This window comes from Paenibacillus sp. M2, from assembly GCF_046713495.1.
GTDB lineage: Bacteria > Bacillota > Bacilli > Paenibacillales > Paenibacillaceae > Paenibacillus > Paenibacillus amylolyticus_B.
The window spans coordinates 5,345,728-5,370,344 of record NZ_CP169648.1; the positions used below are offsets into that span (position 1 = coordinate 5,345,728).

Consider the following 24,617-nt stretch of genomic DNA (forward strand, 5'->3'; position numbering starts at 1 on the left):
TTTGTCAATTTAAAACACATCGAAAAGGGGTTCACCATTTCATGAAATTCACATCCAGAACCATTGGTTTCGCTGCTCTGAGTCTCCTGTTACTGCTGCTTGCAGCCTGTTCGAATGCTTCAACTTCTTCCCCTGCCGAAGGAACAACTTCAACAACTACCGCGACAGAAAACTCAACTCCTGCTGAGAATACAAATAAAACGACGTACCCGCTCACTATTGAGAATTTCACAATCTCGGGTGAGGGCGGCGAATGGAAACCGAAAGTGCAAGTATTCGATAAAGCGCCTGAACGTGTGGTTGCGAATACCCAATCTGCGGCAGAGATGCTCATCAAGTTGGGTCTGACCGATAAAATGGTCGGTGTTGCTGCTCTATATGGTTCCGTTACACCGGATGTGGCTGATGATTTCGCCAAAATTCCGGTATTGTCCAAGGATTACGTAGGTAAAGAGCTGGTTGTAGGTGCAAGCCCGGATCTGGTACTCGGACGGGGTGACCTGTTCGCTGATGCAGACTGGGGTGTGGGTACCGTCGATGGATTGAATGAGATGAATATTCGCACATTCTTGCAAACGACGAATCACAAAGGCACACTCGATAGCCTGTATAGCGATATCGCACAACTTGGGCAGATCTTCGACGTTCAAGAAAATGCCACAACATTCACAGAAAGTCTGAAGACTCGTGTTGAAGCCATTAAGGCAAGTGTAGCCGATCAGCCTGAGCATTCTTTTGCCTACATCGTACCTGCTACGGAAGACACTATTACGGTAAGCAGCATGCAGACCGATACGTATCAGCTTGATGCACTGGGACTGTTGAAGCTGAAAAATACGTTTGATGGTGTGCAAGGTGAGGTAAGTGTTGAACAACTGATCACAGCGAACCCGGACTATCTGCTCTTGTCTGCGTACGCCGGTTCACCGGATATCGACAAGCTGATTCAAAATCTGTATGCCAACCCTGCCCTGCAAAGTATGAACGCAATCAAGAACAAACAGATCTATGTCACAGATTTCAGCCAGTTCTGGGGTTATGGATATCAAATTCTGGATGGTATTGAGAAAATGGGACAGGAAATGAAAGCTAATCCAATCAAGTAATAACTGGAGCAAAGGAGCAGGAGAAGAAATTCTCACTGCTCTTTTACTATACTGCGCATGTAATAGATTATGGATCAAAGCTTGACATTAGTTTGATAACAAACTATATTACACTTATGAAAACAAGAGACGCTATTTCACTCATATCCAAAATTAAAGAGAAGGTCAACCGCTTCATCCTGGCCGAGATGGCTGAGCAAGGAATTCAGGATCTCGCCACGTCCCATGGAGATATTATCTATGCCCTGTATAACAATCACAGGATGACCATGGCTGAAATCGCCAAAAAAATTGGCAAGGATAAATCCACGGTGACTGCACTTGTGGACAAATTGGTGCGGACAGGATACGTCGTCAAAGAGCGTGATGCAGCAGATTCACGCGTTGTTCATGTCGCTTTGACTGCAAAAGGCGAAGAATTAAAGCCGGTCTTTGAAGAGATATCGCAGCGCATGCTGGACGCGTTCTATGCGGACGTTACGGAAGCGGAGAAAAAGGAACTGCTTCGAATTTTAATGAAAATTCATGGTAACTTCTAATTTTTTTTGGAGAAATAGTTTGATATCAAACCAATATCTTGGAGGAGGTTTTTAGTATGACAGATTACACAAAATTATTACCGATTCATGAGGTCAAGAAGATCGGAGAACATGATTTGCACTTGGAGATTTTCGAAGGAACCCTGTCTCATGATGCCGAAACAGTGACCAAGAAGCCCCCACTGCTGTTTCTTCACGGTGCCTATACAGGCAGCTGGATGTGGAGCAAATACATCCCCCACTTTGTCCAGCAGGGTTGGACCTGTTATGTCATGAACTTGAGAAGTCATTACATGAGTCGGGTCATGGACATGACAAAGATTACGTTTGACGATTATTTGGAAGATATTCGTGAAGTGTTAGCCGGGATCAACGAACCTCCCGTTCTTATTGGCTTCAGCATGGGTGGGATTCTCAGTCAAAAGATTGCCGAAACCGTTACTCTCGCAGGCCTGGTTGTAATTGATGCCAGTATAAGCAAAGAGGTCCACGACGCCGTGCCTTATCCTGAAACAGATCGAGCCACCGTATCGGACATCATCATGCCTGCACCTGTCCGTGATGAACTGACCAGTATAGATGAGACGGCAGAAGACATTGCTTTTCAGCGAAAATATCTGCAAACGGAATCTGCGAAGGCATTTGCTACCTTTTCAGCCCTGTGTGGAGCCGATGGAATATCCATTAATGGCGACCTGATCCATTGTCCCAGCTTGGTGATCAAGGCTGTTTCCTGTGAAGACGAAGATCAGAGAGGCCAATTAACTGCCAAGCAACTGGGCGCTGCATATGCCGGACTTTGGGATACAACCCATACGGGTTTACTGGTAGGCCAACGGTACTTGGAACCTGTCAAACTCATTCTTGAATGGTTGAACAGACAGCACCCTTTTGAATTAACGGAAAAACTCACAAAATAAAATAAATACCATGTTAAGACCTCCTTCTTACCTTTAATCCTGTATGCAAAAGTTTGTTTTTTTTAGATAAGCTTATATGCATAGTTCTGGATAGGATTAAACAATAAGAAAAGAGGTTTTAGTTCATGGCCATTAACACATCCCTCCCCAAGCAAAGGGAGCTGCCTTCCATATCTTCAGAACGCCTTCCGTGGGCGGGACTACTTGCTTTAGCCATGGCTGGCTTCATTTGCATCCTCACTGAAAGCCTGCCTGCGGGACTGCTGCCGCAAATTGCAAAAGACTTGGGGGTCACCGAATCCCTCACTGGACAGTTGGTGACTCTTTATGCCATTGGATCACTTGTTGCTGCCATTCCCTTGACTGCTGCTACACGTGGATGGAGACGCCGACCTCTTCTGCTGGTATGCATCGGTGGCTTTCTTGTCTTTAACACCGTTACCGCAATATCCTCAGATTATATCCTGACACTTGCTGCTCGTTTCATGGCCGGTGTCTCTGCCGGTGTGTTATGGGGAATGACAGCAGGTTATGCTCGTCGGATGGTCCCGGATTCGTTAAAAGGCAAGGCCATGGCCGTGGCTATGGTCGGCACACCGGTGGCGTTAGCCCTGGGTGTCCCAATTGGCAGTTTTCTCAGTTCTTATATCGGCTGGCGCCTCATCTTCGGGATTGTATCTCTTCTGACCGCAGCTTTAATCGTATGGGTTCTCTGGAAAATGCCGGATTTTGCAGGAGAACCGGCTGGGGAACGTCTTCCACTGCATAAGGTGTTTTTAATTCCCGGAGTTAGGCCCATTCTGTTTGTTGTTCTGGCCTGGATGCTGGCCCATAATATCCTTTACACCTATATTTCTCCCTACCTTGCCCAGACCGTATTTGCTAACAGAGTAGACTTGATTTTGCTCATTTTCGGTATCACTTCCATTGTGGGAATTTGGTTAACCGGAATGCTCATTGACCGATTTTTGCGTAGATTAGTGATTATCAGTCTGGCAGCATTCGCTCTCGCGTCTGTCGTGATGGGAATCGGTACTCATCAACCTGTGATGATTATCTTTGGCATCATGATCTGGGGAATTACGTTTGGCGGGGCCGCGACACTGTTACAGACTGCCATCGCTCAAGCCGGAGGCAAAAGCACAGATGTCGCCCAATCGATGCTGGTTACAGCATGGAATCTGGCGATTGGCGGAGGAGGCATCATCGGGGGCATCCTTCTTGAAGTGTTTGGAGCAGGATACCTTTCTGGGGCGCTGTTTATCTTGCTCATTCCTGCGTTGCTTGTAGCTATGCGTGCTTATAAATATGGATTCCCCAAAGCAAATTAACAGGAAGGCATTTTGCATGAGACACCATGAGTGACACAAAGGACAAAAGAGGAGTTCACTTGATGTGAACTCCTCTTTTGCATTTCATTTTTAAGTTATATAGACTGCGGTCTTATTCTGCCTGTGCCAGCAAATTCGGTCCTTGCATCAGATTTTTATGTGCAATCGGAGAAGACATCGTAATCAAGGTCATGTAAGTCCCGTAGGGGTCACACTTGTTCTGGAACTCTTCAAGTCCCTGGATCGTGTCTGTGAGGATTTTCAGCAAGTAGTTATACTCCCCGCTAATCCGATAACATTCCACGACTTCAGGTGACGCACGGCAGAAATCCAGGAAGGGATAACAATCCCGTGTACGAAAAAGAACATATGCTGTGCTCTGCTTGCCCAATTTGGATGGGGAGATCACCGTACGATATTCCTCGATAATCCCCTTTTCTTCCATTCGTTTGACTCGTTCAGTCACAGCTGGTTGAGATAAACCTACTAATTTGCCTAGTTCGGTCATGGATAATCTCGCCTGATTCTCCAAGTGATACAGAATATGCTGATCTATTTCGTCCATGTGATCCGCTCCTTTAAATACATAAGATATATTCAGAAATTACCTTAAGTATATTCGCCAATTCATTATAATGCCTTTAACAAACTATGTAATACAAGATCAATCATTTATATAATAAACACAGTTAACACGAGAAATCAAATACATCAGTTGGTGAGAGGAAGATAAACATGGGAAAAGAAGACATGACGACATTGCATAATTATTTGGATGAAGCCATGGACCGCGCGATAAGCGAAAAAAGAATCGTAGGAACGGTTGTACAGGTTGCATTAGGAGGGGAACTGATATACAGCCGGGCAGCTGGTTTCGCAGACAGGGAGCAAAAACGTACCATGGCAGAAAACGCTCTGTTTCGACTGGCTTCCGTAACTAAACCCATTGTGTCCACAGCAGCTCTGGCTTTGGTCTCACAAGGAAAGCTGAATCTGCATGATCCGGTGACTCGCTGGCTACCTGCATTCCGGCCCAAGCTTGCCAATGGTCAGGACACCCAAATAACAATTCAACAATTGATGACACACACCGCTGGCTTGACCTATCGGTTTTTCCAAGAAGAGCAAGGAACCTATGAACGTGCAGGTATCTCGGATGGAATGGATTTATCTGAATTAAGTCTGGAGGAGAATCTCCAAAGGCTTGCTTCTGTTCCTCTTATATATGAGCCAGGAGACATGTGGAGGTATTCCATCGCGACAGATGTACTCGGAGCCGTTATTGAAAAGGTAACCGGAATGTCATTAAGAGAAGCTGTTCAACTGCTGGTTACTCGTCCACTTCACATGACGGACACTGACTTTGTTGCAGTCGATTCGGATCGATTGACCGCTGCATACGCTGATGGATCTGAAGAACCGCGTCTTCTCCATAATCAATTGGAGCAGGTTCCTTTTATTGAAGGGACTGCCGGTTTCCGGCTTGCCCCCAATCGTGCGAATCAACCTTCGGCTTATCCATCAGGCGGAGCCGGTATGGTTGGAAGTACCGGAGATTTTCTTACTTTACTTGAAGCATTGCGACAAGGGGGACAGCCTATCCTTGCAGAAGCCGTTGCGGCTGAGATGTCTACCAATCAAATCGGTGATCTCGTGATGCCATACTGGCCAGGCAGAGGGTTTGGCCTTGGTTTTACCGTACTTAAAGATCCTGCGGCAGCGGGTACACCGGAATCAGCGGGTACGTGGCGAATGGGTGGAACTTACGGCCATTCCTGGTTTGTTGATCCAAAAGAAGAACTTAGTGTTGCAGCGTTCACCAACACTGCACTTGAAGGGATGTCGGGCCAGTATACCACCGATATTTGTGATGCCATCTACGCAGGCATTCGTGAAAGCAAAGGGGCTGCAAGAATTTAAATACGAATAACCGCCCAATATCATTGGGCGGCTTTATTTGGCGACAATGGTAACACCTACTGTCTGTTACTACTCAAATTTTTCTTTTTAAAAAGGTAAATCCCCGCAACAAGAATAAACCACACCGGCGTGACAAACAGTGCCACACGCGTATCCTCGGCCAATGCCAGTACCACCAGTACAAATGCCAAAAACGCTAGGATCAAGTAGTTCGAGAACGGATAAAGTGGCAGTTTGAAGCGGCTGCGACTCGCCAGTTCCGGCTGAGTACGACGATATCGGAGATGACAGATCACCATGATGCCCCAGACAAAGATAAAACACACGGTTGACACGCTCGTGATCAGCGTAAACACGCCCTCTGGCATGATATAGTTCAGCACAATCGCGATCAGAATAACAATCGTGGAGAAAAACAGCGCATTGGAAGGGACTTTCCTCTTGTTCAGTCTTGCAAATGATTCAGGTGCGTTGTGATCCTTTGCCATGGAGAACACCATACGGCTTGTACTGAAAATGGCACTATTACACGCTGACGCTGCGGACGTCAGTACCACGAAGTTCACAATGCCTGCAGCAGCCGCAATACCCACAGCGGCAAACACTTGTACAAACGGACTTTCAGTCGGCACAATGGCGTTCCACGGGTAGATACTCATAATAATCAGCAGTGCACCAACATAGAAGAGCAGTACCCGGATCGGGATCTGGTTAATTGCTCTCGGAATAACCTTCTCCGGGTTCTCCGTTTCCCCTGCTGTGAGTCCCACCAGTTCCATGCCTACAAAGGCGAACACTACCATCTGGAACGATATGATGAACCCATGCAGTCCATTCGGGAACCATCCCCCATGACTCCACAGATTGGTGAAGCTCGCTGGACCCTGATCCGTTGTAAAACCTTTGAATATCATATATAAACCAACAACAATGAGTGCAAGAATAGCCACGACTTTAATCAGGGCAAACCAGAATTCCATCTCCCCAAACAACTTGACCGTTGCCAAGTTCATGATTAGCAAAATGACTAACGCAATTAATCCCGGCATCCACTGAGGTACATTCGGAAACCAGAACTGCGTATACAATCCAACTGCCGTAATATCAGCCATGGCAATGGAGATCCAGCAGAACCAGTAGGTCCAGCCTGTAATAAATGCCGCCATATTTCCCAGGTAATCACGCACAAAATCGACAAAGGAATGATACTGCAAGTTGCTTAACAGCAGCTCCCCCAATGCACGCATGATCAGGAACAACACAACACCCGTAATAATGTAGGCCAGCAAGATGGATGGCCCTGTTAGCTGGATCGTTTTGCCTGCTCCGAGAAACAGACCTGTACCGATCGCACCTCCGATCGCCATCAACTGCACGTGCCTGTTCTTTAATCCCCTTGTTAACGTTTCTTGCTGCATGATCAACCACCACTCTCTTTCTGCACATGCTCTCTACGATGAAAAATAATATTAATCATCATATAATAATCTGCCCAGAATACATATCCCTCTTTATATATTTTTTTGCACAGCAAAAAGGATGTCCCATAAGTCATGGATATGACGGGTGACATCCTCTTTGCTGTGTTATTTTGCTCTAATCAACCTGACACACGCTATTCGCTTCCATTTGCCTAGATCTGAGATCTAACGAATCACAGAGACGCTAATTCGTCGATTTACTGGAATTTTTAGGTTCGGAACCCCTCTTATGACGAAATAGCGTTACTGAGGTTCGTTAAATCTTGCAACCGTTAATGATCTACCATTTAAGGTGCGGTAGGTTCGTTAGCAATTGTGCGAGGCGGAATCCCTTTTGAGACAGTTCCTGATTATGTACATGTTTACCATACATACCTAAGGAAATATATTAAAATATAAACCAAGCATAGAACGGAAACGAATAAAAAGGCAATCGCTAATGGTCGATCGTTTTTCCAAATTCGAATCGCATTAGCAACATTAATCATGATTAACGCAATAAAGTTGATAACACTGGAATACCATTGAAACGAGTTGAACACGATCATCATAAATCCTAAGATCCAGATGAACCAAAACCAAAGTGGAATTTTCAGAAAAAGCTGCTTCATTAAGATGTACTCCTCATATATTAAATTGGTCTATGTACAAGATATTCTTCGAAGTAGATATAAATTCCTTTATTTAGGTTATAATCCCAAATAATAAATACGAATTAGACCCAATTTCAAGCATCCTCACAGTTAAAAGGGCCCCGATAAAGGCGCCCTCTGGTCTGTTTAGTAATTTCTTTGCTTATCCAATCTGTTCCGAGGATATCGATCAGTGTAATTTCATTGCCCTCTTTGTCCGTACCAATTTCAGAGAGCGCAGTGTATCAAATTTTCGATCTTCATGCATCCAGCTACAATTAATGGGTTCGGAAAGCACCATCGTTTTAACGAACAGCGCTATCTAACCAGCAACTATTTTTGCTTATAAAACTCATGATACAGCTTCATTAACGCCCGCTTCTCAATCCGTGATACATAAGAACGTGAGATGCCCAGTTCCTTCGCAATTTCGCGTTGAGTTCGTTCTTCCCCGCCCGCTTCCAGGCCAAATCGACCGATTACAACTTCCTTCTCCCTATCATCCAGGATGTCGAGATTGCGATAAATTTTGCTTTTTTCAATCTTGAGCTGTACCCGATCTACAACATCATCAGCTTCTGTGCCAAGGATATCGATTAATGTAATTTCATTGCCTTCTTTGTCCGTACCAATGGGGTCGTGCAGGGATACATCTTTGCGTGTTTTCTTCAGGGAACGCAGATGCATAAGTATCTCGTTTTCAATACATCTCGCCGCAAATGTGGCAAGCTTCGTACCTTTGCCTTGTTGAAAACTTTCGATGGCTTTGATCAAACCAATGGTTCCGATGGAAATCAGGTCTTCCTGATCTTCACCCGTATTGTCGAACTTCTTGACGATATGCGCGACGAGGCGCAGATTGTGTTCAATGAGCAAATTGCGAGAGTGGGCATTGCCTTCAGCCATAAGGCGTAAATGTTTGGCTTCATCACCCTCAGCCAGTGGCTGGGGGAACGCATTATTTTTGACATACGAGACGAGTAACGTTAACTCTTTAATGAATAGAGCAATTGCGGTAAACAATCCGGGCACAGATGACACCTCCTGCAGTTTTACAACGATCTGGCCTGAGCACATGTGGGAACAGGGTCGATCTATTGTATGTAGGCAGAGGCCCAGAAGTGCACGTACACTTGAAAAAGGTGAAGCTTCTGTAGTTATTTCACAGGCTCACAGAGACAATGGAACCCACCCGCTGAAGCAGGAGAAATTCTTTTTCCACACTTTCGATAAAATATGTTTTCTCCCCAAATATAACGACATCGCTCTCCGTTAATGAAACATCGCTTTTAAAATAGATCACATTGTCCGTTTCCCGGAATGCACCTTTGTAATAGAACATCCTATTTCGCTCCTTCATGTATCTACCTATGTAATTAACTACCCGCTCCATGTGGATCTGCTTCCTTCATGCTAACATATTCTCTCTCATTCATCATGTCATATTCGCACACTAACCAACATAAAGCCCCAGCCCTGTGCAGAACAGAACTGAGGCTGCATATCGATATGAATTCCTGTTTCTCCTGTCAATTGCTTCAAGAAGCTAATTCAAATTAAATCATTTGAAGATTCGTTGAGAGAACTGATACAGTCCACTGTTCCAGACAGATGGTTCGTGTCCACCTACATCCAGATAAAACGTATGCGGAATATTCATGCTACTCAAGCCGTTTTTGAAGTTCTGGCTGACCCATAACAGACCATCACTTGATCCGCAGGAGATCCACAACAATTTGAGTTGGCTGGCGACTTGTCCCGGGTTGGAAACCAGCTGTGATACAGATTGCGTATTCGGTGCAGCCGAGAAGGCCCCTACCCAAGCGAAGGTATTCAGATTTTTCAATCCGAAGTTAAGCGACTGCCCACCACCCATGGACAGACCGGCCAGCGCACGACTATTCTTGTCTTTGTACACCGGATAATTGGCTTCGATATGAGGAATCAGATCCTTGAGCAGATCTTGCTCAAACCGTTCAAACGCAGCCACTTTGTCCGGAGCAAAAATGTCACCGACTGGACGGTCGTCCTTCATGGCACGGCCATTCGGCATGACAACGATCATCTGAGACAACTTACCTTCCGAATACAGGTTGTCCAGAATGTTCTTGGGTTTCATTGCGTTAACCCACTCATACTCATCTCCGCCGATGCCATGCAGGAGATACAGGACGTTATACTTTTTATTCGGAGAATATCCTGGCGGTGTATACACGGTCGCTTTGCGTGTATTGCCCACCGTTGTGGAGTAATAGGATATCAGATTGGTATTTCCATGCGGAATATTGTTTCGATAGCCATCAAAACCCGGTGGTGCCGGCACCACCGGAGTGTTAGCCAGAGCATTGTTTGCGTCATTGCTGGATACATTCATAGATTCATACGCTGTGTTCTGAGCACCAACCTCGCTGGAATCCGTAGCAAAAGCCATTGTTGGGGCAATCATGGCAACGACTATCGAAAGACTTAAAAGGATTGAAATACGTTTTTTCATCTCAATTTCTCCTCTCAATTTTGTCAAACTTAAGTATGCGTTTCTCGATGTTTCACTGGAGTACGCTTGATGCTGAAGTTCAACTTTTTCTAAAGCGGTGAAGCAAGCTTCCTCTCAACCCAAAATTGAAAGCCCTTACAATAAACAGGTTAGATCACCTCCCTTCCCTTCAGAAAAACACTGAAACATGTAGATTTCACTCTGTTTTCCCGACATAGAATTACTTATATAGTATATTTAAACTTATTTATCCATTTTTTGCAACAATATTTTCATTTCTATCGATTCAATTCAATGAATCTTAGAGCATCAGAGTTTTTCTTCTTTATCCTCGAATCATAATTAAAAATGTAAAATACTGTTGTTAAATTGAATATTTTACCTTATTATAGCTTCCATAGGGGGGTGTCTATGAACAATTTCAATAGATTTATAATATTTTTCTTCTGAGATATGCTTACGCAAAAGTTTCTCAACGTTTCGGCCGCCTATATCTTTTGCAACTACTTTATATTTTGGGAGGAAAATGATGATGTTCAATGTACGCTTGTCGATCAAAAAATCATGGGTTTCATTCCTGGTGATTACATTATTGCTGCCTTTACTTGTGGGGTTATGGCCATCCAATGTCTATGCTGCATCTAACAATGAAGGAAAAATATCCATAACCGCAGATGATGAGTTCACACTTTTTATAAACGGAAGACAGACGGGAAAAGGCACCGACTGGGCCAAAGCCTATACGTTCCCTGTGCCGATTCAATCTGGCATCAATGTGATTGCGGTTCAAGCGAAGGATATAGGCCTCTATGCAGGACTGCTGGCAGACCTTAGCTACGGAGATGAGAATCTGGTTACGGATTTCAACTGGAAAGTATCTGAACGATATGTCGAAGGTTGGGAGCAACCCAAATTCGATGATTCGTCATGGTCACGTGCTACTGACTTCGGACGGTATGGCAGTGATCCTTGGAAACAGATTAGCGGCATGCCTGAGGAGACCAGTGCACGCTGGATCTGGGCAGGCAAGACCAATGTGGATGCTCCAGTTTCAGAAGCATATTTTCGAATCTCGTTTAACGTATCCGAAGATGGACTGGCTATTAGCAATCCCATTTCTTCTTCCGGTCAATTCGAGCAAGTCGATTATCAGTTAAAACCGACCCAACCCATGCCTGCTTCCATGGTGAAGAGACTTCCCGTGGTAAATGCCGTCTTTGAAACGGTGGAAGAGAAAGGTTCTATAGAACTTAGCACCCAAGAAGCTGCCCAAATCGGTAATAACCTAGCTCCTGGTCAGATCTTTCTCGATCAGTCTTCTGCCCGGGCTATCAAAGTTACAAGCGTCAATAGAAGCTCTGGTGGTATGCGGGTAGATTACACCACTCCGGGTGTGGAGGAATTGTTCGATTACTATGATATTCCCGAGCAAGAGGTCTCGTTCGAAGAGCGTAACATCGTCATGCCTGATCCTGAGATGGTATTGGATAGCAAGGAATGGCTTGTTCAGGAAACCCCTTCCTTGTTAGAGACCGATATAACTGATGATGCTGAAATGCGACAGTTCAACATCGACAACACCATTCAAAACGATTTAGATGCAAATATGGACATGCTTGCGGATGCAGAAACAATGGATATCGCTTCCACGGATATCGCGCCCATGGATCTGAATGATGTGAATTCCATGGACATGAATGATACAAACGATATGGATCTGAATGAAATAAACTCCACGGAATTAACTGATATTAATTCAACGGATCTGAATGATGTGATTCGCGCTGCTGGAGCAGGTGATTTTGCCAATTGCAAAAAATCCGGCAATGAGTTTGTCTGTGATTTCAAGAAGGTACTTGTAAATCAACAAAATGCAAACGGTAACAAAGTGTTCGTTGAAGCAGGTGGCAAGCTCACCTTGATTGCACCCAAAGTTACGGGGAAATACGGATTTTGGGGGAAATATGATCTGAAATTTACTGCTGGTGAGAAAGCCAACATCTATATCAAAGGTGATGCCAAGTTCAAAAAAGAAGTTAAAGTTCCAATCATGGGCTTCAACATTGGTGCTGGCAACCTCGGAGCCGTATCTGTCGGCGTTTTTCTGGTCATTGGTATTGACGGCAACGTCACCTTTGAATTTCAGGTCGATCAGGGATACACGGTTACCGCGGGAGTCAAAGGGAAAACACGTGTCTTTATTCCCGTGAAGATCCAGCCTTACAGCAGTGTGAACAGATATCTTACGGTAACCCATAAAATTGAAGGACAGATCACTGCTTGGGCAGGAGCCAAAGCGGAAGTCGGTCTGAAAATTGCCGGCAAAAAAATACTTGAGGTAAGTGTTTTTGCCGGCATTGAAGGCACAGGGAAATGGACAAGCAGCAATAATGTGCCCAGTACCATGTCTCTAAAGATTGATGCTCTCGTCAAAGGAGAAGGAGCTGTATTTAATAAGTCCTTCAAACTCTTCGAGCTGCGCTGGAATTTGGTGAATCTGGTGAAAACCCCTACCAATCCGGGAACCGGACAGAACCTGGCACGAAATGCTGCCATAACGGTAACTTCCACCTATCCCGGGTATTCAGCAGCCCGAATTAATGACGGGGATCGTAACACGGCCTTGGGGGAAAATTATAGCTGGGCCAATAACCGTAATTCCTCACTTCCCCAATATGTCGTCATTGATTTGCCGGCATTGAGTTCAATCCAGCGAATTGATCTGTATACCACCCAGGGATACCCGCTTGCCAATTATGATCTGCAATACTGGAATGGCTCAAATTGGGTGAATCTTGTACAGATTACAGGCAATCAAGAGTTAATGCGTTCACACACATTTTCAGCAGTCAGTACCTCCAAGATCCGTGTCGTAGCGAGTAAAGGTCCTTCCCATCAGTCAACCTATGTGCGAATCAATGAGCTTGAAATCTATTAAAACAACATACCCAAAAAGCCTCAGCTCCTGGTTACACAGGATGGCTGAGGCTTTCTTGACATCTGTTTAGTGTACGGATACTGGATTAACTGCCTCTGCACCCTCGGGTGAAGCCAGTCTGTCTTTCATCAACAGACTGATGAACAAGCCCAGCAAACCCAGTGCAGCAATTACTGCGGCATACAAAGGCACTGAGATAAGTCCCGTATGCGTAATTGCATACCCACCCATATAGGCACCGGCGGCATTTCCCAGGTTAAATGCCGAATGACTTGAGGTTGTCGCAAGCAGCGGTGCTTCACGAGTCATATTCATAATCCGAATCTGAAGTCCCGGCATAATACCAAAAGCAGCTACACCCCAGAAGAATATGGTGATTACCGCGAGATAAGGATTCTCTAGTGTAATCGTAAGTGCAGCCAAAAGAACCGCCAGTATCCCAAAGTTGACGATCAACGAAGGCATCAGCTTCCAGTCTGCCAGACGGCCGCCAACCATATTGCCCAAGGTTACACCGAAGCCAAACAACACCAGAATCCAAGTCACACTTTGCTCCGCAAAACCACTAATATCCACAAGCATCGGCGTAATATAGGTGAAGACTGTAAACAAACTTCCGCACCCCAACGCCCCAATAAGCAGAACCAGCAACACTTGTGGACGTACCAGATTTCGGAATTGCTGACCGAGGTTTGCAGGCGGTCCTTGCGCAATAACCGGAATAAAACGAATAATTCCCATTAATGAGATAATGCCAAGAATTGTAATGGCTCCGAAGGATGATCTCCACCCAAGCTGTTGCCCGATAAATGTACCAAACGGAACGCCAATGATGTTGGCAATCGTTAGCCCCGCGAGAACAACCGATACCGCTCCCGCCCTTCTCTCTGGCGCAACAAGCCGTGTTGCCATGATTGAACCTACACCAAGGAACGTACCATGGGCAAATGCCGTTAAGATCCGTGCCGAGATTAACAACCCATAGGTGGGAGCAATAACGGACAATGCGTTCCCGATAATGAAAATGCACATGAGCAGCACCAGTAGTTTTTTCTGTGGAATCTTGTGCGTAAACACGGTTAAAATCGGCGCACCTACCGCTACACCAAGCGCATATCCCGTAATGAGTTGTCCTGCCTGCGGAATGCTTACATTCAAGTCTGTTGCCACATTGGGCAGCAGGCCCATAATGATAAATTCAGTCATACCAATCGCAAAAGCGCCAATCGTCAGGCATAACAGGGACAATGGAAACGCCCCACGTTTACCCGGCTGCGAAGCCTCTAGTTCTGTTTTGTATCCTGTATTGTGTCCAGTCGTGCTCATAGATGTTCTCTTCTCCAGTCTCTTAATCAACGATTTTCTGTCGCCTTCAACCACAAGGCTTCTGTTAGTTGTTCGAACGTTTCACGCATAGCCAGCTTGTCCCGCCAGTGTGCCGGAATACCACTCAGTCCATAATAAGCACCTGCAATCTGCCCATACACCGCACCCGTGGTATCCGCATCATCACCCAGATTAACAGCTAGCAACGCACCTTCTTCAAAGTTCGCCGATTTATGGAACGCCCAAAGTGCTGCCTCAAGTGAACGAACCACGTAACCACTGCCCTTAATTTCCGGCGGTTCTTTGCTCTGATAGGAACCCATAACAACCTCTTCAATAGCGGGCGAAAAGGCAGGTTCTTCCCTCCACTGTCTGCATGTCTCCGGCATCAGCATGACGCTCTTGTCCACTCCGCGCAGTCCAGCAACAAGTATGGCAGCCAATACCTCACATGCCTCTACGCTTTCCGCTGCGGCATGTGTTGTACGAGAACTCAACCCGGCATAGCGGACCATTTCGTTTGGTTGATTGGCATAAGCCATCGCGACAGGAGCAAGCCTCATGATAGAGCCATTGCCTGCCGTCATCGGGTCAGTTGATCCGCTGTAAGCTTCCCCAGTTATCTCAAATCTCTCCAAGGCACTTCGCGTTGCCCCGCCGATATCAAAGCAATCGCCTGTGCTGCTCATATACCCGACCCTGTACCAATTGGTGTATCTGCGCATCTGATCCGCAGGATCGAAGTTTGCCTTGCGTACCAGACTTTCTGCCAAACATAGAGCCATGGATGTATCATCTGTCCACTGTCCAGGTTCCAACCCGAATACACCGCCTCCCACGATATCCGTTACAGGTTCAAACGTACCCGGACTGCTGAATTCCACGGTAGTTCCGAGCGCATCACCCACTGCAAGCCCGATGAAGCAGCCATTGAAACGGTCTCTTAGCAGCATGCTTGTCTTCCTCCCTTACTCCATATACTTTCAGAATCTTTCTTCTATTTTCCCACAGTGTTTAATCTGGCGTAAAGCTAATATTCCTGATAACAGGAACACGATTTCTTCTATTATAAAAGTGTCGAAAGCTGTTGAACGATCAGAAAAACCAATTTTCATAAAAATTCTTTTATTTTATTATGCTGAAAAAACAGTTTATTCAGTACACCGCTTACATGTAAAGGGCTTAACGGTTTGCAAGGTTCATTACTTTCTGAAAACACGTCATACATACGAAAACTTTCAATGTAAACATTCATAACACACTTGACCCCCAAGTTTGTCCTATGTTACGGTTTTATTAGCTTTTAACGCATATTTTTTCCCAAATTAATATTCATTAACGATAAACTGCGTCAGATAACATTCCGCGGGTTAATGAATATACGGAAATGAATTTGCAGAAAATTTTCATTTTATTTTATCCCAAACTAATTCTGAAACAGGAGGAACAAATTTATGATTAAGGCACTGGTATTTGATTTCGACGGAACGATTATTGATACAGAGACAGCATGGTATATTGCTTTTCGTGATGCTTACAAGGAACATGGCGTAGATCTAACCCTGGAGATGTACTCACAATGCATCGGGACCAGTCTAAAAACATTTAATCCGTATGAGTACCTCATCACAGATTTGAATCTTCCGATCGATCGGGAAGCGTTCAGGGAGTCCGTTCAGTTGCAGCACGCTGCATTGATGAACAAAGAGAAGGTGCGTCCTGGTATTCAGGAATATCTCGAACAAGCACGTGAAGCCGGATTGAAACTCGCTGTAGCCTCCAGCTCCAAACGGGAGTGGGTTGAACAGCATCTGGAACAACTGAAACTGAAAGATTATTTTGAAGTCATTCGTACGGCAGATGATGTAGCGAATGTAAAGCCTGACCCGGAACTCTACACTCAAGCGCTTGAAGCCCTTGGAGTAACTGCAGACGAAGCCGTAGCGATTGAGGATTCACCTAACGGCGCGCGTGCAGCTGCTGCGGCTGGTATGCACTGCGTAGTCATCTCGAATACCATCACAGGAACACTGGAATTCGATATGCCTCACCAACGGCTGTCTTGCTTGACTGACCTTGCATTTAACGATTTGATTTCGAAGCCACTCGTCACTACCGTCTAAGGTTTGCACGAATTTCGCGATTTAATCCTTAAAGGGGGAGTTCACATGAAAGCTGTACATTTTGGTGCGGGCAATATAGGCCGCGGTTTTATCGGTCATATGTTGTCCGCTTCCGACTACGAAGTCTGCTTTGTCGCACGTAACCCGAAGAAAATCTCCATGCTTCAAGAGAGACAGGAATATCCGATTACACTTGCCAATAACGATCAGGACACTACGATTGTCAACAACGTGACGGCGATCAATGTGAGTGAGCAGAATCTGGTTGCGGAAGAGATCGCTTCAGCCGATCTGATCACAACCGCGGTGGGGGTATCTGCACTCGGAGATATCGCCGAACCGATCGCCAAAGGCATTCAACTTCGCATGAAAAACAATAATCAGGCTCCACTGCATATTATCGCTTGCGAAAATGCCATCGGTGGTAGCACCAGGCTGAAGAAACGCATCTATCCATTTCTGGATGAACAAACTCGCAAAAAAGCCGAACGTTATATTTCTTTCCCCAATGCAGCTGTGGACCGGATTGTTCCGGCTCAAAACCACAAAGACCCGCTGCAGGTCACTGTTGAACCTTTTTACGAATGGGTCGTTCATCGTCCAGCACTTCTGGATGGATTCAAGAAAATAAACGGCGTCCACTATGTGGATTCGCTTGAACCTTATATCGAGCGTAAAATGTTTACGGTCAATACAGGCCACTGTGTCGCTGCATACTTCGGCTATCTCGAAGGATTCAAGACGATCCGCCAGGTGATGAGTAACTCCACCCTTCGGGCCAAGGTACGCCATGTTATGGAAGAGACGGGTCAGATGCTTATCCAGAAGCATGGATTCAACGCACAGAAGCATAACAAATATATCGACACCATACTGGAACGCTTCGCCAATCCCAACCTGACGGATCAGGTCACCCGGGTCGGACGTTCCCCCCTTCGCAAGCTTTCGCCTCATGATCGGCTTGTTCGCCCAGCGCTGCAGGCCATTGAATTCGGAATTGACATTCCTCATTTAACTTCTGCTATGGCGGCCGCAATGTTGTTTAATGACAAGCGCGACGAGGAAGCCATGAAGCTACAACACATGATTCGCGAAGATGGCGTCTCCGCCTTCATCCGTGAACGCATGGGAATTCCCGACGAACATCCCGTTCATCAGAATGTAATCGCCCGTTATCAAGAACTTAGAGGGCGCAAGGAATCGACTATACTAACCTGAGTAACGGATCAGGGCATGGGTTCGATCCTGCAAACTGAATAGAAACACGGCCAAGAAGCCGGGAGGAACCTTTGCAGCATCGCTCCTTCCGGCTCTTTGTCTATGCACGGCGTGGCATGGCACGGTACATTCTATCTACATTGTAGTAACGTTAATAAAACAGCGCACCTCCTCTCTCAAGGAAATACGCTGTTTAGGGAATCTTTTTTTAAATTTACTACATCGTTTGGCTCAGCCTTGGGCCTCATCCCTTTTCTACTCATTCATGATGGAATTAAGGGATGCATATGCCATGGGCAGGAAACCTTCCGAAGGTTCACCAATAGGTGCTTGGATGTGGAAAATGTAACCATTCCCGTCCAGTTCTTTGACAATAAAGTACTCTGTTTTCTTATCATTCTGGGACATCATGTACAATTTTGCATCCTTCATCGGGCCGTTGCTGAGTTGTTCAGCCGTTAACTGCTTCACTTCTCCGGTCTCGGACAACTCTTCCTTGGCATCCATCTTCAGCGCATCCAGATTGTAATTCACCGGCAACTTCTCAATCTCTACCTCATAATCGGGATCAATCTTCATTGTTAATTCATGGTCTTCGGCGTCAAAAGCCATCGGTTCAAACACATAAAGTGAATAACCTTTCGCTTGTGCCAGTGTGACTGGACGTTTCTCGGTCATTCCTTCTACCGTCGCTTCCAACTCTGATGTCTTCGGACGATCGGAAGTTACTGTACCGCCTGTATTGGAAGCGTTATTGTCATCACTCGATTCAATCTTTGCAATCTCTGTAAGTACCAACTGTTTTGTTGTTGCATCAATCGTTTTCTCTACATATTTGAAACGAACGGAATCTTCGTCATCGATATCATCCATAGACTTCTGCAGATCTTCGCTCACCTGGAATGACATCGGCTTCTCATTCACTCGAATCTCAACGGTATGCGGATCAGCCCACCCAGTCAGAATACCTTCTGCTTCTATTGCAGCACTTTCATTCGGTTGTTGCTCCGGTGCTGGTGACTGTTCTTCCTTATTATTCACTGGCGGCTGTGCAGCAGGATTACTGTTCCCACAAGCCACAAGCGAGAATCCCATAAGTAAAACCAGGAGTGATGCACTGACTTTCATTTTATTCCCTTTTCGCATATGAACACCTCCGTTAGCTTATACGCAATGATGCTTGTCCATGTTGCTTCTCATCCATTGGCTTGGCTGTATACTAGTACTTACACGGGAGAAAGGCAGCTCAATCATGCAAAATGTCTGAACGATTTTTGTAGTCCTCTACCTAACTGGCCTGATCCATCTGTACCAGTTTGGCATTGGCTACGTTAAATGCTTTGGTCTGGAGGTTAAATTGCTTGCGGAATTCAGCAAGCTTCGCATATTCGCTATTTCGTAACCGAATGGCTCGCTTGATCTTAACCAGATTAGGTTCTGCACTTTCTCTCATCAGATCATACAACTGCTCATCGGCACTCAGACTCAGCTGATACGAGGCAATAAAATTTTCCAATGCACGCGCTCTTGCTTCATATTGATCCAGCACCTTCTCAGCCTGTGCCAACGTTTCTTTGTTTTCAAATGATAGTTCTTTCAATGAACTGCGCAGGTCTACCGCCTTCTCGTTGGTCTGTTTCATGGCCTCTTCCGCCTCTTTCAACAACGTGCTTCGTTCATCAATATGATCTACTGCCTGATCCAGAAGTGCTTCGAGATCACTGTTTTTGTTCTTGCCTTTGTCTAAAATGGACTTGTATAACTTCATATCTTCCTGCTCATGACTGGTCAGATTGTTCAAACTCTGATCAATCTTCTGACCACTGAGCACCAATTGGTTTACCTGATTTGCCGCAGGCTCCTGCGGATCTCCACAACCACTCGCCAGCAAAACTAGCAATACACTAACTGCTGCAAGCGCCACTTTTTTACTCGTTAGCACCAAAGTCCTTCCTCTCTTGCATCATCTTGTTGTTCTATTACAAGCGGGTATCTCCGCTAAAATTGGCTACCCAGTGTGCATCCGGATCGTATACTTCGAACTCGTAACCCCGATCTTCGAGTAACTTCAGAATACGTGGTAAAGCCTGAACCGTCTGCTCGCGCTCATGCATCAGAATCACTTCCTTATCCCGATGTACACTTTTGCTCACCCGGGCCACAATCTTGTCTGGCTGACCGGGAAGATTCCAATCGAGTGAATCTGTCGTCCAGTCCCACATTTTGAACCCGGCCGCAGCAATATCACCTCTGAACGTCTCACCGATCTGTGGACTGCTGCCATAAGGTGCACGAATCAGATGAGGTGTAAAACCAATCAGGTCTTGCACCATCTTCTGCTCTTTTTTGAACTCTTTCACAAAGTTTGCAGAACTGCCGCTCTTATACAGCTTTTTGTAGTTATGCGTCATGCTATGAAGTCCAGGATAACTGCCTTCCTTCAACAGCCGTTTCACTGCATCTGGATGCTGATTCAGCTGTCGTCCGATCATGAAAAAGGTAGCTTTCGCCTCATGTTGCTTCAATATATCCAGCAGTTGTTCTGTATATTCAGTTGGCCCATCATCAAACGTTATGTATGCCAATTTGCGAACCTGGCCCTGGAACCGTACCGGCTCCTCCTTCGCATCCGGAGTAACTTGTATCATGCCGAGCTTGGCCGGCTGTTCGATTACAGTCATCGGAGGCGGCGCCACAACGCTTTTGATCCAATGCGTCATGCCAAGGAATATATAGGTTACACCGGTAACGAACAATACCAGAAGCATTAGAGCTATGCTAATCCTTCCATACCGGATTTTTCTTCGTTTATGTGTTTTCTTGCGACTTGTGCTAGGCGGAATACTTCCACGATCTCCCGCTCTCTCTTGTTGGACTCTCACTGTCATGCCACTTCCTTACTTTCATTTATTCCCGATTATTGGTATATTATCTCGTTTCATGTCTCTATATAGAAGATTAATAGAAAAATGGATCGGGAGAATGACAGAATAGTTACAAGCCCGGTTACAATCTACTTATCTCTTCGCTCTATATATCTTTCCTGCGGTTACCTTCTCCTGTATAATGAAGTGATTTACGCCATCAGACTTCAAGAAGGAGCTACACCCATGACAAGTTTGAACCGTGCCGGCAGATCCATCTATCTGTTATTCTTTGTCGGCATTATCGCGATTTCTTTCTCTTCGATCTTTGTACGCTGGTCTACCGCAGACGTTGCGGTCATTGCCATGTACCGTTTATTTCTGACCAACCTGCTGATGCTCCCTTTTGTCTGGAAATATAGACACGAGATGATGCGTCTGAATGCACGACAGTGGGGATTGCTGCTTGCATCCGGTGTGATGTTGGCCCTTCATTTCCTGCTCTGGATGGGTTCACTGCGGCTCACCAGTGTTGCCAGTTCCACCGTTATTCTCGCGCTTGAGCCTATATTGATTCTTGCCGGTTCGGTATGGCTGTTCAAAGCCAAAATTAACCGCATGATGATCATCGGCATGGGCATCGCCCTGCTTGGCTCGATTGTCATTGGTGCAGGAGATTTCCAGTTGGCAGGTACTGCCCTGCAAGGGGATATCCTGTCTTTACTTGGCACAATTGCCGTCGCTGTCCATATGCTGCTGGGTCAATTTTTACGAGCAGGACTTAGTGCATTTTCGTATAACTTCTGGGTGTTCTTCGTAGCTGCTTGTACGCTGGCGGTATATAATATGATTATGGGCCACCCATTCGGGGGTTACGCTGCGTCAGAGTGGGGAATCTTCCTGCTGCTTGCCATTGTACCAACGATCTTCGGACATTATCTCTTCAACTGGTTGCTTCAATATATGAATGCCACGACGGTATCCATGGGTGTACTTGGGGAACCCGTATTCTCTTCATTACTGGCTTGGATGCTGCTCGGCGAATCGCTCAGTGCAATACAGATGTCTGCCGGGGTCGTCATTATATTCGGGGTATGGATCTTCATTCGATATGGCAAAACCAAACCTCAGATTGCTTCAACAGAAGCCTCTGTTGCGGGAAAAGGGCCTATTGAACCTACAACGGTATAACGTATTTTTTCGTAAATCATAGTTATAAACGACTCTACCACTCTCATAAGGCGGTGTATTTTGATGAAAAATATTGTATCCATGCGCTGGCTGCTCGCCAGAATGTATGAACCGGATGTCGTTATTGCAGATTGCCGATTCTTGCTCGGTCAACCGGAGGCTGGACGACAAGCCTATGAAGCTGGACATATTCCAGGGGCTGTCTATCTCGATTTGGAAAAAGATCTGTCTTCTCCTGTGTCTGCGCACGGAGGACGTCACCCGCTTCCTGATCCGGCTGTTCTCGCAAGTCGACTCTCCAAAGCGGGCATCGGCTCCAATAGTCGTATTGTTGCTTATGACGATCAAGGCGGGATGAATGCATCTCGGCTATGGTGGCTGCTTCGCTATATCGGTCATGAACAGGTGTATATCATGGACGAAGGTTTCTCCGCTTGGAAAAACGCAAAATTCCCGGTGACCGCGGATGTGCCCGTTCAGATCCCGGCTTCGTTTGAGGTGAATGTGCAGCCAGCCATGCTGACAAGTGTTGAGGATGTTCAGCAGGCTTCGGCAAGTGGCAGTGCCGTACTTATTGACTCCCGTGATGCCCGCCGCTACGCCGGTCTGGAGGAACCGATTGATGCCAAGGCTGGACATATTCCAGGTGCGGTGAATTATTTTTGGAAAGATGTGTTGGATTGGGATGGACGTTGGACAGATACCGGGGTGTTAGAAGAGCGTTTCAGTAAGCTGGACAAGGATGGTGCGATCATCGTGTACTGCGGCTCTGGCGTATCGGCTTGCCCGAACGTGATTGCGCTGGAAGAAGCGGGATATACGAATGTGAAGCTGTATTCCGGGAGCTGGAGCGACTGGATCAGTTATGAGGAGAATCCAGTGGCTACCGGGGAAAAATAAAAGTATTAAACAGATATACAGATTTTAATTGGAGTGCATCAGCCAAGTGGGGATGTACTCTTTTGTGTTGAGTAAGGATGTGCCGAAGTTAACAGTAAGTCAACACTTGCTCCCTCTAACCATTTTTAGAACCCCCCGCTCCGAATGCTTGTTTATATGATTTTTCATACCTCATACAGCCCACGGAGCATCTTGATCCTCACTGCTGTACCCACACAAAGTAGGCCGATCAGCCCCTCCTTTGGGAGAGATGCTGTACCGACCTTGAACTTGAAGTCAACATTAAAGCTTCGACCTTGGTGGATTCAACGAAAAGTCAACATAAAGAGTCTTATTTACTTCCAATCAAAGCTCGCACTTTTTTCGGCAACCTAATCACTAATTTCTTGCCGTTTGAAGATGTAATGTAGATATCATTATCTTTTATTACCGTATTTGAATAATCGGAATCGTAATAGCCGAACAAACCCATGTCAGTATAGTTGGGTGCACCTGCATCGTCCCAATAAATATTGAATCTGTACCAGTCAGATCCACTTCTTGAATTTGCGTAATTAGAATAATGTACAATAGAGATTGGAGTTTCTTGAAATTCGTATAATGTCTGGCCGCTCTTGATCACTTCTACTCTACAATTTTGAGTTTTAGAGAAAACTTCCCCTTCGTATGTCATTTCATATTTAACTTTAATTTTATGAATTGAATTAAAGTTTCTCCATGCAGTTTTATATGAAAGAGACTTAGGCTTTTTCACTTTTAGCACATCCTTTATATTGAGCATTTTCATTAACTTACGCCCTTGATACCTAAGAAATTTCAGACATAAAAAAGGGGCTCTACCCCAACTTGGATAACTTTTTAGGTGACCAAACCAAAAACCTCAAAAATAGAGGAAGTCACCTTGTATATTTTCCAAGAATGTCTATTATACTTTGAAGATCTGATAAAAATGCATTCAAAAGATCGATTGCTTTTTTTAGTACGTTGGATCTGCGGCCTTACGCCAAAGCACTCAGAAACCTTTCATACGAGGGGCTGACGGACACTGCAGAAAAGGTATTTTACGTGTATTTTTAACCACTCTCTTGAGTACATTGAAACGTTTACCGACTCATATCGTCGTTTTTAAGAGCAAAAAAATACACCGTAATTTAGAAACTAATGTTCTTCAGCAAAGGTTGAACTGAATTGTATACGGTATTTAACAATCCAATTAAAGTTTGAACAGACTCCACAGTAGTTCCTAGGGACTGTATTTTTCCTAAAGCATTTTGAATTTTGTTTCGGCTTCCTCTTTAGTTTTTGCAGTACTGATACTCATTATTTCGCTGAGTAGTTCAATAACTTGATCTTGTTTCTCGTTGCTTGAATGAACAAGTTTAACGAGATCCGCTATTCCACCCGTGTTCTTTTCTATGCCTTGAAGCAAAGCAAGAACATCATGCTTATACTGTTCTTCGCGTTCACTCTTTTTACGGTTCATTTCGGACATTTCTTCCACTGCCCTGTTTGATAAAGCGTTAACGTTATTCATACGAGAGAACAAATCATTAGCTGCTGAATCAAATTTAGGCATATTGATTTTCATGTCTCTAAAATCTTCCATCCTTTTTCCCCTAACAATATCATAGCGC

At 45.3% G+C, this 24,617-nt stretch carries 22 protein-coding genes; 10 read left to right on the plus strand and 12 right to left on the minus strand.

Annotated features, from left to right (window positions below):
* Positions 1–41: 41 nt before the first annotated feature.
* The 4 genes from ACETMN_RS24655 (at position 42) to ACETMN_RS24670 (ending at position 3,896) form a co-directional block, all read left to right on the plus strand.
* On the plus strand, positions 42–1,106 hold the full coding sequence (locus tag ACETMN_RS24655) for an ABC transporter substrate-binding protein (protein WP_091013765.1): 1,065 nt from the start codon (positions 42–44) through the stop codon (positions 1,104–1,106).
* A gap of 116 nt (positions 1,107–1,222) precedes the next feature.
* Entirely contained in the window at positions 1,223–1,645 is a 423-nt protein-coding gene (locus ACETMN_RS24660; RefSeq protein ID WP_091014373.1) for a MarR family transcriptional regulator, read from the plus strand.
* A gap of 56 nt (positions 1,646–1,701) precedes the next feature.
* Complete coding sequence (locus ACETMN_RS24665; RefSeq protein ID WP_091013762.1) at positions 1,702–2,565, plus strand: alpha/beta fold hydrolase; 864 nt, start codon at positions 1,702–1,704, stop codon at positions 2,563–2,565.
* A gap of 125 nt (positions 2,566–2,690) precedes the next feature.
* Complete coding sequence (locus tag ACETMN_RS24670; protein ID WP_091013760.1) at positions 2,691–3,896, plus strand: MFS transporter; 1,206 nt, start codon at positions 2,691–2,693, stop codon at positions 3,894–3,896.
* A gap of 112 nt (positions 3,897–4,008) precedes the next feature.
* On the opposite strand, the gene ACETMN_RS24675 is transcribed toward ACETMN_RS24670, so the two are convergent.
* Entirely contained in the window at positions 4,009–4,461 is a 453-nt protein-coding gene (locus tag ACETMN_RS24675; RefSeq protein WP_091013757.1) for an Lrp/AsnC family transcriptional regulator, read from the minus strand.
* Positions 4,462–4,631: 170 nt separating this feature from the next.
* On the opposite strand from ACETMN_RS24675, the gene ACETMN_RS24680 reads away from it, so the two are divergent.
* Positions 4,632–5,816, plus strand: a complete 1,185-nt coding sequence (locus ACETMN_RS24680; RefSeq protein WP_091013754.1) for a serine hydrolase domain-containing protein — start codon at positions 4,632–4,634, stop codon at positions 5,814–5,816.
* Positions 5,817–5,872: 56 nt separating this feature from the next.
* Here the strand turns inward: ACETMN_RS24680 and ACETMN_RS24685 are convergent, their stop codons facing one another.
* The 4 genes from ACETMN_RS24685 to ACETMN_RS24700 form a co-directional block, all read right to left on the minus strand.
* Complete coding sequence (locus ACETMN_RS24685) at positions 5,873–7,234, minus strand: amino acid permease (protein ID WP_091013752.1); 1,362 nt, start codon at positions 7,232–7,234, stop codon at positions 5,873–5,875.
* Positions 7,235–8,262: 1,028 nt separating this feature from the next.
* The gene (gene sigK / locus ACETMN_RS24690) at positions 8,263–8,961 is read right to left on the minus strand and encodes an RNA polymerase sporulation sigma factor SigK (protein WP_017687130.1); all 699 of its coding nucleotides are present in this window, start codon (positions 8,959–8,961) and stop codon (positions 8,263–8,265) included.
* A gap of 130 nt (positions 8,962–9,091) precedes the next feature.
* Entirely contained in the window at positions 9,092–9,271 is a 180-nt protein-coding gene (locus tag ACETMN_RS24695; protein WP_091013746.1) for a hypothetical protein, read from the minus strand.
* Between the two features lie 219 nt (positions 9,272–9,490).
* Positions 9,491–10,423, minus strand: coding sequence for an alpha/beta hydrolase (locus tag ACETMN_RS24700; protein WP_091013743.1), 933 nt, complete (start codon positions 10,421–10,423; stop codon positions 9,491–9,493).
* Between the two features lie 532 nt (positions 10,424–10,955).
* Here ACETMN_RS24700 and ACETMN_RS24705 point away from each other — a divergent pair.
* Entirely contained in the window at positions 10,956–13,361 is a 2,406-nt protein-coding gene (locus ACETMN_RS24705; RefSeq protein WP_143786465.1) for a hypothetical protein, read from the plus strand.
* Between the two features lie 66 nt (positions 13,362–13,427).
* On the opposite strand, the gene ACETMN_RS24710 is transcribed toward ACETMN_RS24705, so the two are convergent.
* Complete coding sequence (locus tag ACETMN_RS24710; RefSeq protein ID WP_256974970.1) at positions 13,428–14,687, minus strand: MFS transporter; 1,260 nt, start codon at positions 14,685–14,687, stop codon at positions 13,428–13,430.
* A gap of 26 nt (positions 14,688–14,713) precedes the next feature.
* Positions 14,714–15,640: an ADP-ribosylglycohydrolase family protein gene (locus ACETMN_RS24715; RefSeq protein WP_091013737.1), complete on the minus strand. Its 927-nt coding sequence runs from the start codon at positions 15,638–15,640 to the stop codon at positions 14,714–14,716.
* Positions 15,641–16,141: 501 nt separating this feature from the next.
* On the opposite strand from ACETMN_RS24715, the gene ACETMN_RS24720 reads away from it, so the two are divergent.
* Complete coding sequence (locus ACETMN_RS24720) at positions 16,142–16,810, plus strand: HAD family hydrolase (protein ID WP_091013734.1); 669 nt, start codon at positions 16,142–16,144, stop codon at positions 16,808–16,810.
* A gap of 45 nt (positions 16,811–16,855) precedes the next feature.
* Positions 16,856–18,028, plus strand: a complete 1,173-nt coding sequence (locus tag ACETMN_RS24725) for a mannitol-1-phosphate 5-dehydrogenase (protein ID WP_341073724.1) — start codon at positions 16,856–16,858, stop codon at positions 18,026–18,028.
* 255 nt (positions 18,029–18,283) lie between these two features.
* Here ACETMN_RS24725 and ACETMN_RS24730 read toward each other — a convergent pair whose 3' ends face one another.
* The 3 genes from ACETMN_RS24730 to ACETMN_RS24740 form a co-directional block, all read right to left on the minus strand.
* On the minus strand, positions 18,284–19,174 hold the full coding sequence (locus tag ACETMN_RS24730; protein ID WP_411735239.1) for a hypothetical protein: 891 nt from the start codon (positions 19,172–19,174) through the stop codon (positions 18,284–18,286).
* 142 nt (positions 19,175–19,316) lie between these two features.
* Positions 19,317–19,970, minus strand: a complete 654-nt coding sequence (locus tag ACETMN_RS24735) for a YkyA family protein (RefSeq protein ID WP_411735240.1) — start codon at positions 19,968–19,970, stop codon at positions 19,317–19,319.
* A gap of 37 nt (positions 19,971–20,007) precedes the next feature.
* Positions 20,008–20,910 (minus strand): polysaccharide deacetylase family protein, encoded by a 903-nt coding sequence (locus ACETMN_RS24740; RefSeq protein ID WP_411735241.1) that lies wholly within the window; start codon positions 20,908–20,910, stop codon positions 20,008–20,010.
* Positions 20,911–21,138: 228 nt separating this feature from the next.
* Here ACETMN_RS24740 and ACETMN_RS24745 point away from each other — a divergent pair, with 228 nt between their 5' ends.
* On the plus strand, positions 21,139–22,083 hold the full coding sequence (locus ACETMN_RS24745; RefSeq protein WP_411735242.1) for a DMT family transporter: 945 nt from the start codon (positions 21,139–21,141) through the stop codon (positions 22,081–22,083).
* 63 nt (positions 22,084–22,146) lie between these two features.
* Complete coding sequence (locus tag ACETMN_RS24750; RefSeq protein ID WP_091013719.1) at positions 22,147–22,983, plus strand: sulfurtransferase; 837 nt, start codon at positions 22,147–22,149, stop codon at positions 22,981–22,983.
* Positions 22,984–23,314: 331 nt separating this feature from the next.
* Here the strand turns inward: ACETMN_RS24750 and ACETMN_RS24755 are convergent, their stop codons facing one another.
* Both ACETMN_RS24755 and ACETMN_RS24760 read right to left on the minus strand, forming a co-directional pair.
* Positions 23,315–23,737: a hypothetical protein gene (locus tag ACETMN_RS24755; protein WP_143786464.1), complete on the minus strand. Its 423-nt coding sequence runs from the start codon at positions 23,735–23,737 to the stop codon at positions 23,315–23,317.
* 507 nt (positions 23,738–24,244) lie between these two features.
* The gene (locus ACETMN_RS24760) at positions 24,245–24,589 is read right to left on the minus strand and encodes a hypothetical protein (RefSeq protein WP_091013714.1); all 345 of its coding nucleotides are present in this window, start codon (positions 24,587–24,589) and stop codon (positions 24,245–24,247) included.
* Between the last annotated feature and the right edge of the window lie 28 nt (positions 24,590–24,617).